The sequence below is a fragment of the Streptomyces sp. NPDC020801 genome, from assembly GCF_044334385.1.
Taxonomy (GTDB): domain Bacteria; phylum Actinomycetota; class Actinomycetes; order Streptomycetales; family Streptomycetaceae; genus Streptomyces.
In genome coordinates, this window is the sequence record NZ_JBIRST010000007.1 from 248,858 (window position 1) to 261,313 (window position 12,456).

The window sequence follows — 12,456 nt, forward strand, 5'->3', positions numbered from 1 at the left end:
TGTGGGCAGGACGTCAGTTCAATCACCGAACCGATGAAGCGGAGTGGTCCTCGCAGTCGTCCCGGAAGGACAGGCCATGCCCGAACTGGACCCCACCACGACCACGGCGCCCGACACGACCACGGCGCCCACCGCCGTACGAGATCGCGAGGTGCCCGTGAAGCCACCGCCGCGCCCCGGGGCCACCCTGGCCCTGACCAGCGCGGCCACGACGGTGGCTCTCATGACGTACACGGCACCGGCGGTCACCCTCCCCGGCACGGCCGCCGCCCTGCACACCCCGCTCTCGGCCCAGGCCTGGCTGCTCAACGGCACCCCGCTGGGCCTGGCCGCCCTCCTGCTGGTCGCCGGCAGCCTGGCCGACGACTACGGCCGCCGCCGTGTCTTCCTCACCGGCACCCTGGCCCTCGGCCTGACCACCGTGCTGGGCGCCTTCACCACGTCGACCTGGCAGTTCACGCTGGCCCGCATCGCACAGGGCGCGGCGAGCGCGGCCCTCCTGGCCAGCAGCCTGGGCCTGCTGGTCCACGCCTACCCGACCCCGCGCGGCCGCCTCCACGCCACCGGCGTCTGGGGCGCCTTCGTCAGCGGCGGCATAGCGCTCGGCCCACTGGTGGCGGGCGCGCTGCCGAACTGGCGGGTGGGCTACGGCGTCCTGGGCGCCGCGGCCCTGATCGCGGCCGCACTCGGGACACGCGCGCTGTCGGAGTCGCGCGCGCCCAGAGGCGGCCGTCCGGACGTACTCGGCGCGCTGACCTTCGGCCTGGCCCTGGTGGCCCTGGTGGCGGCCCTCACCCTGGGCCGGGACGGCTGGCTGCGGGCGCCGGTGGGGCTGCTGTTCGCGGTGGCGGCGGTGCTGGCCGGGGTGTTCCTGGTGGTGGAACGCAGGGCCGGAACCCCGATGATCGATCTTTCCCTGCTGCACCACCGGCGCTTCCTGGCCTCCTCGGCGGGCGGCCTCTTCACGGGGCTGGCGGTGATCGGCCTGTTCACCTTCCTCCCGGCCCTGCTGCAGCGGGCGCTGGGACTGTCCCCCATGGACACGGCATGGCTGTTCCTGCTGTGGGCCGGACTGAGTTTCGCGGTGGCCCTGCAGGCGAAGCGGCTGGCGGGCCGGGTGCCGGCGCACCGGCAACTGGCCCTGGGTTTCGCCCTGCACGCGATCGCGGCCCTGACGATGCTCGGTGCGCTCGACTCCGGCACCTGGACGCGGCTGCTCCCCGGCCTGGTGATCGGGGGCATCGGCAGCGGCCTCCTCAACGCGGCACTGCCCCTGGTGGCCGTGGAGTCGGTCCCGCAGCAGCGCGCGGCCATGGGCTCGGGCGCCCAGCAGACCTTCCGCTACATCGGTTCCTGCGCAGGCGTGGCCCTGACGATCGCCATCGCGACCTCCGCGGGCAGCCTGACGCGGGGCGCCGATGCGGCGATGGTCGTGTCGGCGGCCCTGGCGGCGGCCGGCGCGGTCAGCGTGGCCGCATTGAAGTGAGCTTCCCCCAGACCACCAGGCGGTACCTGGAGGTGTACTCCGGGGTGCAGGTGGTGAGGGTGACGTAGTAACCGGGGCTCCGGTACCCGTAGTCCGGCTCGGCGAGGCTCCTGGGCACGGACCGGATGACGCCGCCGTCCCGCGCGGAGGTCTGCGGCAGGACTTTGTCGACGGCGTACGTGTAGACGGCGCCCCGGGTCTCGACCTCGACGAGGTCGCGCGGCCGGAGCCGGTTGAGGTACCGGAAGGGCTCGCCGTGGGTGTTCCGATGCCCGGCGAGCGCGAAGTTGCCGGCCTGGCCCGGCTGCTGGGTGCCGGGGTAGTGGCCGACGTAGCCCTTGTTGAGGACGTCCTGCCTGCCGACGCCTTCGGCGACGGGGACGCGGAGGTGGAGGCGGGGGATGACGAGGACGGCGTAGGCCTGGGACCAGTCGGGGCGGGGACCGGCGGCCGCTGATCCCCGGCCACTGCTCGTGGGCCGCTGCCCGGCCGACGTACCGGACCCGGACCTGGACCCGGACCCGGGACCGGAAGCAGAGCCACTGCCGGAACCGGAACCGGAACCGGAACCGGATGCGTCCGCCCCGGAGGCCGCCCCGGCACCCTCGGGCCCCCCGGCCGTCCGCCACTCACGCTCCAGAGCCTGAACCTCCCGCTCGGCCCCCCGCCTTGCCTGCAGGTTGGTCCACCACAGCTGATGGACGACCAGCAGCAGAAGCAACAGCCCAGCCGTGAAGAGGAGTTCGCCCCCGGTCCACAGCGCGCGCCGCCCAAGGGCGCGCCGCCGCCGGGTCCGGTGCTGTACGACGGGAATCCGCATGCGCACGCCCTCCTCCGCCGAATCGCCCGCACGATAAGGGCAGGAGCACGAGGTATCCACCCCCGTGAGGAGGGCCGCCGCCTGGACGCGTCGGTCCAGTCGGCCTCACAATTCAGCCGCCATGTCCGCCCAGGCACGACGACCCTCGACACGGGCGTGGGCTACGCGGCGGCGGCCCTGGACGAGGGGGCGAAGCGCCTGGTGATCGTAGCGGCGAGCACCTACTCCGCCCGAACCTTGTCGTTCGCGGCGAAATCGGTGCAAACAGTGCAGATGGACGGAGTGACGGTGCAGGCGGCCCGGGTGGGATAGCCCGAAACGCGAACCCATGAACACGTGAACACATGAACACGCGAACTCATGAAGGTATGAAGGGATAGAGGCATGGACGCATAGAGGCATGGAGGCATGGAGGCCTGGAGGCCTGGCTGCGGCAGGGTGCCTGGCCTGCAGATACCTCACCTTTGTCACCGCACGGCAGTACGGTGTCCCCCATGCGCCCCGACACGCCCGCCGAAAACGTCGATCACGCCGCCGAGGCGGCCCGCCTGGAGCGGACCGCCGGCCTGTACCCCGAGGACACCGAGGCCCTCCTCCTCAGGGCCGCGGCCCACCTGGAACTGTCCGGCGACCGCCCTGCCGCGACGACGCTCTACGACCGCCTGCTGTCGTCCCCCGACGGCCTGGAGAACCCCCACCTGGTCCGAGCCCTGAAGGCCTCGAACCTCTGGGAGTACGACCACGAGGCGGAGGCCAGGGCAATCATCGACGGCATCCGGGCGACCGCACCCCGGGACCCCGCCCCCTGGGTGATCATCGCCGAGTCCCTGGAGTCCCACGACGAGTTGGAGGCGGCGCACAAGACGTTCACGGAAGCGGTGGACCTGCTGCTGTCGGAGGCCCAGGAACCCCCGTACGCCACCCACCCCCTCCTCTTCGGCCGCCACCGGGTGCGCCGCATGCTGGGCGCGGCCCACGACGACTGGGACATGCTGGCCGACACCCTGCACTCCTCCCCGGTCTCCCTCGACGAACTCCACGACCCGAAGCGGGTCTGGTCCCTGGGCTCGGAGAACCCGGCGGAACTGCAAGCGGAGATCGCGCGCCTGCGCGCGGAACTGGGCACCTACCGCGAGGCCCTCTCCCGCCCCTTCCCGGTGGCGGTCCTCCACTGGCCGGCGCCGGAGCTGGAGGAACTCCTGTCGGCCTACGCCGACCTCGCGTCCGAGTACCCCTCCCACGAGGCCCACCTGGCGACCATAGAGGCGTCCCTACGGGAACTGGCCTCCTCGGGCACCCCGAACCTCGGCATCGTGACCGGCACGGTCCCGTCCTACGAGGCCTTCGCGGCCTCGGAGGGTTCCTCACCCTCCGACGCGACCCTGCTGCCGCAGTACGCGACGACACTGGCGGCCCGCGGCCGCGCGGTCGCCTGGCCGCCGCAGCGGGGAGCGGAGTGCTGGTGCGGTTCGGGCCGGACATACACGGCCTGCCACGGAACCACCGAACCGGCCGCGGCCGTCCAGAAACCCTGACTGCTGCAAGCCTGAGCGCGGCCGCGCCTCAGAAAATCGAGCTTCCACCAGGCCCGACGCAGTTCAAAGTGACGGTCACAGCCTTTTGGGACAGTTGATAGGCAGTGATCCACTAAGTCGGCCATACTCCTGCGCATGGACTCCAGCACACACGACGGGCCAATAGCCCCTGACGGAACGCCATGGTGGGAGCTCACAGTCCAGCCGGGCACTCGGAACAAGCCATTCGGCCAAGAGCGACGCCTAGCGGCCTGGCTCTGGTTCAACAAGGAAATCGGCGACATATTCACGATGAACGAGCTCCGCGATGCGCTGGGCACTGACATCATCGGCAAGTCGGAGCACCTCAATCGCCGTCTCCGCACCCTGCGCGAAGTGGGATGGGTTATTCCGTCGTACAAGGATGACGGCTCGCTCAGACGGGATGAGTACCGGGTCCAGGTCAAGGGCGCGCGGTACTGGCTAGATGAGGACCGGAGAGCTCACAGGCGATTCGCACCATCGGCTCGCGTTCGACGCCAGGTCATGGACCGCGACGGCTGGCGCTGCGTTGTCTGCGGGGTCGCGGCTAGGGAATCGTACCCGGGCGAGCCCGACAACAAGGCACGACTCACCATAGGGCACCGGGTACCGCAGGAACGTTTGAGGGCTCGTGGAGCCGCCGACGACATCGACAACTGGCGAACCGAGTGTGCACGGTGCAACGAGCCAGTGCGAGACGAGATCCCCGACCCCAGGCAGTACGACGAGGTACTGGCGCAGGTCAGGCGTATGAGCCGCGGAAATAAGCGAACGCTGCTCAACTGGCTGCGGCGAGGAGAACGCACGCGCTCAGATCTTGACCGCGTCCACGATCTAGCGCGGGTCCTCACACACAGGGAGCAAGCCGACCTCATCACTTACTTGCAAGGCAGTCCAACAGTCTCTAGTTAGGAGCACTCCTCACATGACCGCGGCGCTTACCGCAGCCAGGAAGAAATTCCACAAAGATCTTGTCGATGAGCAGACACTTTCGCTGTCACCTGATGGTGTGGCATCAAACGCTGACGGCAGCCAGAGGACCAGCGTAGGCATCGCACTGAGAATTGCTCAAGATCTCTCCGCCCACACCATTCCTAAGAAGCTCACTGGACAGCGAGTGGGAAAGCAATTTGAGGAAGCTATCGAAGGGTTCCTATCAGACGCGTTCCCCCTCTTTCAATCTCTCCGCCCGGGCACCTGGACCATCGAAAACGTCGGCGGATCCCGTGCCGAGTATCGAATTTCCAGGTACGAGCCCTACAAGCACCTAGCTGACCTCGCGAGTGCGATTGAGAACGACCGAAATCTCTCCGCGGTACTGGGCAACTCATATGAGATCAGCCCTGATATCCTGGTACTCCGAAATCCCGAGCCAGACGAGATCATCAACCGCGATCAACATCTCGTGGATTCGGAGTCAGGCCGGTATGCAGTCATTAGGGAGGTCAACCAAGAGCAACCCATCGTCCATGCCATAGTCTCATGCAAGTGGACACTGCGCAGCGACCGCGCCCAGAATGCGCGCTCCGAGGCCCTAAACGTGATCCGCAACCGAAAAGGACGCACTCCGCACATCGCGGTCGTCACCGGAGAACCATCACCGTCTAGACTGGCGTCCTTGGCGCTCGGCACTGGCGACATCGACACCGTGTATCACTTCGCCCTGCCAGAGCTAATCATGGCAGTACATGCGACACAGAACGACGAGGCAGTCAGCATGCTCCGCACTCTGGTTACCGGTAAACGTCTCCGCGACATCAGCGACCTGCCGCTCGATCTAGCCATCTAGCGGCAGGCCCGTTGCCGGTGTGAACAGTTAGCTGATACGGGATCGCAACTCAGCGAAGCGCGTGTGCCGCTCGTGGTCTTCCTGGCCTGTAAAGCCCTTGAAGCCTGCGAGCCGGTACGCACGGCCTCCGAGTTGCTCATCCTCGTCGATCACGAAATCTCGCGCGAGCATAGCCATCCGGCGTTCGAAAGCCAACGAGTCCATCTTCTCACCGGAGAGCTGCATCAATTCCGTCTCCGTAAGTGCAGTCGACGCGTCCTTCAAGGCAAGATAAAGTCGGTCGTGCATGACTTCATTCTCTACTTCAGCCAGTTGCTTCGGCTCGCCCTTGCGGTTCAGCGCGTTGGCAATGGACGCACCAATTGCACGTGCTACGGGAGGAGGAAACGCATTGCCGATCTGACGGTACCTCGTCGTCTTGCGTCCAGTGAAATTCCACTGATACTCACGTGCTTTGCCCCATCCTTGGATGCGCGCCACCATATCCGTAGTGAGCTTGGGCAGGAAATTCACCGGGGTCGACGCATCCGGTGGCCCATCGGCGACTCCCATCGCGTCTACGCCGAGGTTGCGCCAGGCCGCTTTAGCGCGGGTTGGCCCGAGATCCGCACCGCCGTGCTTCTTTGAGCCACCAACGATGGTAGGTGCGATATCGTTTGCTTTCTTCGCCCAGGCGTCGGCACCCCTCCATCCCTCAACAGCCATCATTTGATGCAGTGCGGTTCCTACGGTGTCCTGGGTAGGGGTTTTCTCAGGCCACTCAAACCATTGAGCGTCTTCGTGACGCATGGCGACGAGGACGAAACGGGGCCGCAACTGGGGAACACCGTAGTCATTTGCATGGAAGAGTTGCCAGTCGGACCAATAGCCCAGGTCCCTGAGACGGTCTTTTACGTGCTGACGGTATGCGGAAAAGCGAGGCATTGAGAGGCCTCGCACATTTTCTAGAAGGAGCGCCCGGGGCCTCATCTTGCCAGCCAATTCGACCGCCCATGCGAAGAGATCACGCTCGTCGGTTGCGCCGAGCTGCTTACCGGCGATCGAGAACGGAGGGCAGGGCACTCCCCCGGCGAGGAGGTCGATTTCAACGTAGTCGTTGGGGCTCCAGAGCCCCTCGTCGGCGACGTCACCGTGTACTACTTTCCAATCACGGTTCTCTCGAAGCGTGTTGACGGCGTTCTCGTCCAGCTCAACGGCGAGGGCGTGGTCGAATCCTGCCAGCTCAAGGCCAAGCGACTGGCCCCCAGCGCCCGCGCAGATCTCCACGGCCGACAGATCAGCCACGCTCATACCTCCACGTCTAGCTTGCACAGGTCTACCATCCTGAACCATCAAACACTGTGGGTCTGACACTGGGGCTACGGTGTAGGCGATGAGCCCCAGCCCTGACCCCGCAGTGCCGACGCCGCCGACTCCCGGCCGCTCACGCAACATGGCCGCGATCAAACGACGGGACACCAAGCCCGAGCGGGCGATCCGCTCCCTGCTCCACGCTGCAGGGAAGCGGTACCGCGTTGATGTCCGTCTTCAGCTAGAAGGCGTCCGCCCACGGCCGGATATCGTTTTTACACGCGCACGCGTGGCTGTCTTCGTAGACGGCTGCTTCTGGCACTGCTGCCCCGAGCACGGCCGGCAGCCCGGTGTCAACAACGGCTACTGGGGGCCGAAGCTTGAGCGCAACGTGTCGCGGGACCGAGCCGCCGACGAAGCTCTTACCGCCGCAGGCTGGACTGTGATCCGTGTCTGGGAGCACGAGGCTCCAGAGGAAGCCACGGAGCGCATCATCACCGTGCTCGACCGAGCTGCCGCTGGCGATCCAGGGGCTGGGTGATGTCCAGTTCCGGCACTCTTGCCCCTGCGAGACGAACCGGCTGTCGCCGTCGCAGCAGGCTAAGCCAGGACTCCCCGGCCATAGCCCTTCCTCAGCCAGTAGCCCAAACAGGAATGCCACAGTTCCGCCTTTCTGGCCCGGAGCAGTCGGAGATCATCCACGGTCTCGGACTGCGAATGCGCCAGCTGTTACCACAGGTGCCACGGGAACGTCGCGAACAATCCCGGTGTCCGCCGTCGGCTCTCGGTAGCAGATTCACTAGTCTCCTCAGGCAGCCGCCTAGGCTGCCTCCGCTTCAGCTTCGTAGTGCATCTGCGCACGGTCGAGGATGTCGTCTGGATCATGACCGCGGGACGCGGCCCAGTGGAGCAGGTCTGCGATCAACTCAACCGCCGACTCCACGATGCCCGCCTCACGTCCTCGTCCCTGAAAGCCAAGCCCTTCCGTGATCGCCCCATAGTTTTCGAGCACCTCGACGGCCCGTTCGATACGCCGCCAGGTAGATTCCGGCCCCAGGGCGATCTCACACCACACTGCCTTGCCGAGCACAGTGACGACAGTCCCCCAGTCCATCGCCATGGCCGCGAGCATGTTCAAGCCACGGCCGCCCTCCGCATCGCAGTCAGCGCTGTGCAGGGAGGGCATCGCACGGCTCTTGTCGTGCATCTCCACCCTCAAGCGCTCACGCTTCCACTCCAGGACCATGGTGGCTGAAGTGCCCTCGCCGACATGCTTGATGACGTTCGTTGCGAGCTCCGTAATGACAAGCGCTGTTTCGTCACCGACCGTGGGCACACCCCACTGGTCCAACTGCGCTGCGGCAGCCCTCCGTAGCAGCCGGACTTCCGCCGGCAGTGCTTCAAAGGGCAGAACGCAGCGATGCGGACGGTTACTAGCGTCGACTCCAGGCATGAGCAGTCCTCCCTCCCGTGCCACGCGCATGCTGCGCCTGCCGTGTCCGAACGGCTGCAGTGCGTAGCGATCGTTAGCGAGAATGGCACAGAGAACTCTCACTGTGTAACTTCTCACCAGAATCAATCGAGTGAATCTCGTGGTGAGCGGGCTGTCGGGGTGCCTAGCCTGTTCAGGCCCCGGGCGGCTGCCCGTGGTTGTGCACGGAGGAGCCGCATGTCCGTAAGGACCACCACACGCCGCCGCCAACTGGGCGCGATGCTGCGCAAGTTGCGTGCCACTAAGGGGATGACTCTCGAGGAAGCCGGGCGGCTGGTTGGCGTATCGAAGGCAACGGTCAGCCGGTACGAGACCCAGTCGGGCCCGGTCAAATGGATCATCGTCGACGCGCTGTGCCGTGAGTACGGAGCCACCGACTCCGAACGGGAAGCAGTCGTAAAGTTCGCCAAGGATGCCAAGCAGCAGGGCTGGTGGAGTTCCTTCGCCGACTCCATCCCGGAGAGCATGAACCTCCTGCTCACGCTGGAGGACGAGGCGGTGCGCGAAGACCACTTCTCGTGCGTCTACGTCCCTGGCCTTCTCCAGACGCGCGCCTACAGCACCGCTCTGCAAAGAGCCAACGAGATTCCCCTGGCGCCAGGCGAAATCGAACGACTGGTGGACATCCGCATGAAACGGCAGGAGATCCTCGCTCGGCCGAAGCCGCCCCGCCTGTGGGCGATCCTCGACGAATCCGTGATCCGCCGGGTCGTCGGTTCACCAGAGACGATGAAGGAGCAGCTCGGCCGGCTGCTCGAAGCGAATGAGTCTCCTCACATCACGCTTCAAGTATTGCCCTTCTCCAAGGGTGCTCACTCCGCCGCTCTCGGCAGCTTCGTCGTCATCGGCGGCAACGAGTCAGCCCTGGACGTGGTCTACGTCGACTTCCATGCCGGCTCGCTCTTCCTGGAAAAAGACGAAGAACTGGAGCGCTACAGACTTGCGTTCGAGTACCTCCGCGCACAAGCGTTGGACATGGAGGCTTCCTCCACCCTGATCCATCGTCTCCAAAAGGAGCTGTAGATGCTTGCCGATCCCGAGTTCAGCCCTGAGCCTGCTTGGTTCAAGTCGTCGTACAGCGGTGGGAACGCGACCGAGTGTGTTGAGGCCGCCTTCGTTCCTCCGGGCGTCCTCATCAGGGACTCCAAGCAACCGGAAGGCCCCTGGGTCACCGTGTCGCCGTCGGCATGGGGCTGGTTCGTGACATCCCGCGTGGGGTGATACACCAATGGCGCACGGTCCCCACCGCACTATCACTGGATCTTGCACCGTTGAGTCCCGGAGTTGGCGCGCAAGCGTGATTCGGGGTCGACGGCACCACTGGCAACGTCCGCACTCACATGGTCCAGCCGCAGTAATCCCACCAACGCAGTGCAGGCCCTCGATACCTTGTCATCGTGATCCGCGCAGTGGTCTTCGACGTCGGTGAGTGTCTCGTGGACGAGACCCGGGAGTACGGCACCTGGGCCCACTGGCTCGGCGTGCCCCGGCACACGTTCGCGGCGATGTTCGGGGCGGTCATCGCGCAGGGGCGTGACTGCCGTGAGACCTTTCAGGAGTTCCGGCCCGGGTTCGATCTCTGTGAGGAGCGAGAGAAGCGGGCCGCTGTGGAGCAGCCGGAGTCGTTTGGAGAGAGTGATCTGTACGCGGACGTCCGACCCACTCTGGCGGCGCTGCGGGCCGCTGGACTGTGGCTCGGTATAGCCGGGAACCAGACGGTACGGGCCGGACGGATTCTGCGGGAGCTGTTCTCGGGTGATGTCGCTTGATCGGCACATCGGACGACTGGGGAGCAAGCAAGCCCGACCCCAGGTTCTTCAGACGGATCGCCCATGCCGTGCCCTTCGCAGTCCACGAGATCCTCTATGACGGCGATCAGTGCGACAACGACATCCGCCCTGCCCAGCAGACCGGGATGTTCACCGCGCTCGTTCGTGGTGGCCCCTGGTCGACGATCCAGTGGAACAGCACCGAAGCCACGGAACTGCCGACCTTCCGGGTCGAGGGCTTGCGTGAGCTGCCGTACCTGATCCGGGAGTTCAATAGCTCGGGGCGCTGACGGTTGCCAGCCAATCGCCCAGGCCGGGTCTATAAGCTCGGGGAGTGGGGTGACCCGCCGCCTGAAACCCGCCGAGTGGATCAATGCAGCGTCTCTATCGCCTTCACGACCAAGGCACGCGCATGCGCTCCGTAGACGGCCATGCTTCGCAACTGCTCGAAGGCCTTGAGATACAGGGCGATCTCAGACGGCTGAGTGATCGTCACCCGGGCGGACAGCAGCTCCACGGATACAAGACTGTCGTCATACACATGGAACAACTCCTGAGGCCACAGGACACGGTCCTTAGCCGCCTTGGGAATGATGCCGAGCGATACGGACGGCAGTGCCCCTGCGGTCAGCAGATAGCCGAGTTGGGCCGCCATCGCGTTCTCATCGCCCAGCTGGGGGTACAAGACCCCTTCCTCGATCAGCAGCACGAATCGGTGCCCGGCCTTATGAATGACCTTCGACCGTTCGAGGCGGGCGGCCGCGGCCTCTCTGGAGTCGTCTGGCAGGTCGAGCAGCCTCGCGGTGCTGCTGAGCACGGCCTCTGCATAGCCATGGGTTTGGAGCAAGCCGGGCACAAGGGCGGGTGAGTAGATCCGGAACAGCCGCGTCGACTCGTACAACTCGACGTAGGTTGCTTGCCGCGTTCTGCGCCGACGAGTACGGCCTGGAGCGGTGTGTGGCCGACCGGGTCATGGATCAGGCCCTCGCTCTGGTTTTCGTGATGGGCACAACCCACTCCGGCCCCACCATGGCGCCGTCTCAACAAGTCGATCCCGGATGGCACACGCTCATCCTTCACACCGACTGGTACGCCAACTGGTGCCAGGAGCGTTTCGGCTACTTCCTTCACCACCAGCCAAACAGCAAGACCCGCACGCGCGGCCTGATGACCGCGGTGGTCGACAAGATCCGTGCAGCCGGCTTCGAGATCGACGAGCGACTGTGGGGTGTGGGCGCCGAATGCAACCCGCCCGCCTGCTGCGGCGACGGTCCCTGCTGCTGATCCGACGCTCTAACGCTCCCCCTGGGCAAGGGCCGTCATCTCGAGGGCGGCCCCGCCCATCCCTGCGCCCGAACGGACTCACCGCCGTGTCCCTGACCGAGCTGAGCGCGACCAGCCGCGTGACTCTCTTCCCCCTCGAAAGCGTCACGATCGCTTACACCACCCAGTCCGGCGACCAGCGCTGCCTGGGCGAGATCGGCCTCGTCGCCGTTGCAGACGGACGCAGCGACGGCGACGAACTGTGGCGCCTCGCGCGAGACCTAGGAAGACGCTTTACTGAGGACGATCAGGCCAGATGGATCCTCACCCAGGCCAGCCGTGCCCGCATAGTGAAATCCGATGACCTGCCGAACGCTGTATGGACGGCGTACATCCGCCGGTGCTTCCCACTGAGCGCTCTCTTCGCGAACCACGAGGTTCTGATGACCGGCCGGATCGAGGTGTCTCGGGCGGCGAAGGTGGCCGGGCGGGGTTCGGGACTGGATCGCAGGTGTACGGGTGGAACGTAGCGTGGCTCCGGTCGCGAGACATCCAGGTGCCCGCCGACCCGTGCCTCACCCTTCTCGCTGTGCCCCGCTCACCTTCGCCAGCAGAAAGGTCATCAGCATGGCGGAGGCGAAAGTGAACGCGTATTCCGCCCAGTCATTGCTGAGTACGAAAGTATTCGCCAGAGCCAGAATTGCCACCCAGGCGACGAAGACAGCTGTTTTCAGCATCATTGATGCCTCACGTTTCTTGAGTCGGCAAGTGCTGGTGCGCAAGTGGGTCGTCCCCCGTTTTCCGGCACCCCCTGAGTGCCGGCGTACGCGGGATGCGCTCCCGGAGCGGGCCTGCCGAGCGGTGCTGTCGGAACAAGCCTTGGTCCTGGCCTGTTTCCCTTTGCTTGCTTTGCGTGGTGCAGTGCGCGGAGCACTTCGACGCCGTGGTCAGCGGCGCGTTGGCCGATCGGAAATCTACGGACCCCGCATCT

13 protein-coding genes and 2 pseudogenes are annotated in these 12,456 nt (G+C 65.7%); 10 read left to right on the plus strand and 5 right to left on the minus strand.

The genetic code is table 11. The features are described 5' to 3' along the window. The first annotated feature begins 76 nt into the window (after window positions 1-76). Complete coding sequence (locus tag ACH4UM_RS17180) at window positions 77-1,486, plus strand: MFS transporter (RefSeq protein WP_398179232.1); 1,410 nt, start codon at window positions 77-79, stop codon at window positions 1,484-1,486. Here ACH4UM_RS17180 and ACH4UM_RS17185 read toward each other — a convergent pair. Further along, the gene (locus ACH4UM_RS17185) at window positions 1,464-2,306 is read right to left on the minus strand and encodes a class E sortase (RefSeq protein WP_398179235.1); all 843 of its coding nucleotides are present in this window, start codon (window positions 2,304-2,306) and stop codon (window positions 1,464-1,466) included. The two genes, ACH4UM_RS17180 and ACH4UM_RS17185, sit on opposite strands and share 23 nt — an antisense overlap. Window positions 2,307-2,800: 494 nt before the next feature. Here ACH4UM_RS17185 and ACH4UM_RS17190 point away from each other — a divergent pair, with 494 nt between their 5' ends. From ACH4UM_RS17190 to ACH4UM_RS17200, 3 genes are all read left to right on the plus strand, one after another. Continuing rightward, on the plus strand, window positions 2,801-3,841 hold the full coding sequence (locus ACH4UM_RS17190; RefSeq protein WP_398179238.1) for an SEC-C domain-containing protein: 1,041 nt from the start codon (window positions 2,801-2,803) through the stop codon (window positions 3,839-3,841). Between the two features lie 135 nt (window positions 3,842-3,976). Continuing rightward, window positions 3,977-4,774, plus strand: a complete 798-nt coding sequence (locus ACH4UM_RS17195; protein WP_398179241.1) for an HNH endonuclease — start codon at window positions 3,977-3,979, stop codon at window positions 4,772-4,774. Between the two features lie 13 nt (window positions 4,775-4,787). Further along, window positions 4,788-5,651: an NgoMIV family type II restriction endonuclease gene (locus tag ACH4UM_RS17200; protein WP_398179244.1), complete on the plus strand. Its 864-nt coding sequence runs from the start codon at window positions 4,788-4,790 to the stop codon at window positions 5,649-5,651. A gap of 27 nt (window positions 5,652-5,678) precedes the next feature. On the opposite strand, the gene ACH4UM_RS17205 is transcribed toward ACH4UM_RS17200, so the two are convergent. Beyond that, complete coding sequence (locus tag ACH4UM_RS17205) at window positions 5,679-6,941, minus strand: DNA cytosine methyltransferase (protein WP_398179247.1); 1,263 nt, start codon at window positions 6,939-6,941, stop codon at window positions 5,679-5,681. Between the two features lie 82 nt (window positions 6,942-7,023). Here ACH4UM_RS17205 and ACH4UM_RS17210 point away from each other — a divergent pair, with 82 nt between their 5' ends. Continuing rightward, window positions 7,024-7,482 carry a very short patch repair endonuclease gene (locus ACH4UM_RS17210; RefSeq protein WP_398179250.1) on the plus strand — a complete coding sequence of 153 codons (459 nt, stop codon included), beginning with the start codon at window positions 7,024-7,026 and terminating at the stop codon, window positions 7,480-7,482. A gap of 279 nt (window positions 7,483-7,761) precedes the next feature. On the opposite strand, the gene ACH4UM_RS17215 is transcribed toward ACH4UM_RS17210, so the two are convergent. After that, window positions 7,762-8,394 (minus strand): ATP-binding protein, encoded by a 633-nt coding sequence (locus ACH4UM_RS17215; RefSeq protein ID WP_398179253.1) that lies wholly within the window; start codon window positions 8,392-8,394, stop codon window positions 7,762-7,764. 216 nt (window positions 8,395-8,610) lie between these two features. On the opposite strand from ACH4UM_RS17215, the gene ACH4UM_RS17220 reads away from it, so the two are divergent. The 3 genes and pseudogenes from ACH4UM_RS17220 (at window position 8,611) to ACH4UM_RS17230 (ending at window position 10,492) form a co-directional block, all read left to right on the plus strand. Further along, window positions 8,611-9,456 (plus strand): helix-turn-helix domain-containing protein, encoded by an 846-nt coding sequence (locus ACH4UM_RS17220; RefSeq protein WP_398179256.1) that lies wholly within the window; start codon window positions 8,611-8,613, stop codon window positions 9,454-9,456. Continuing rightward, window positions 9,457-9,654, plus strand: coding sequence for a DUF397 domain-containing protein (locus ACH4UM_RS17225; RefSeq protein WP_398179259.1), 198 nt, complete (start codon window positions 9,457-9,459; stop codon window positions 9,652-9,654). It abuts the gene before it with no gap. 176 nt (window positions 9,655-9,830) lie between these two features. After that, a pseudogene (locus ACH4UM_RS17230) lies at window positions 9,831-10,492 on the plus strand (HAD family hydrolase). An 80-nt stretch (window positions 10,493-10,572) separates the two neighbouring features. Here the strand turns inward: ACH4UM_RS17230 and ACH4UM_RS17235 are convergent. Then, a pseudogene (locus ACH4UM_RS17235) lies at window positions 10,573-11,121 on the minus strand (DUF5753 domain-containing protein); the annotation flags it as partial. Between the two features lie 38 nt (window positions 11,122-11,159). On the opposite strand from ACH4UM_RS17235, the gene ACH4UM_RS17240 reads away from it, so the two are divergent. Both ACH4UM_RS17240 and ACH4UM_RS17245 read left to right on the plus strand, forming a co-directional pair. Further along, window positions 11,160-11,486 carry a hypothetical protein gene (locus ACH4UM_RS17240; protein WP_398179262.1) on the plus strand — a complete coding sequence of 109 codons (327 nt, stop codon included), beginning with the start codon at window positions 11,160-11,162 and terminating at the stop codon, window positions 11,484-11,486. Window positions 11,487-11,572: 86 nt separating this feature from the next. Next, window positions 11,573-11,995, plus strand: coding sequence for a hypothetical protein (locus ACH4UM_RS17245; RefSeq protein WP_398179265.1), 423 nt, complete (start codon window positions 11,573-11,575; stop codon window positions 11,993-11,995). Between the two features lie 45 nt (window positions 11,996-12,040). On the opposite strand, the gene ACH4UM_RS17250 is transcribed toward ACH4UM_RS17245, so the two are convergent. Further along, a complete protein-coding gene (locus ACH4UM_RS17250) occupies window positions 12,041-12,247 on the minus strand; it encodes a hypothetical protein (RefSeq protein WP_398179268.1) in 207 nt (68 codons plus the stop codon). Window positions 12,248-12,456 lie beyond the last annotated feature (209 nt).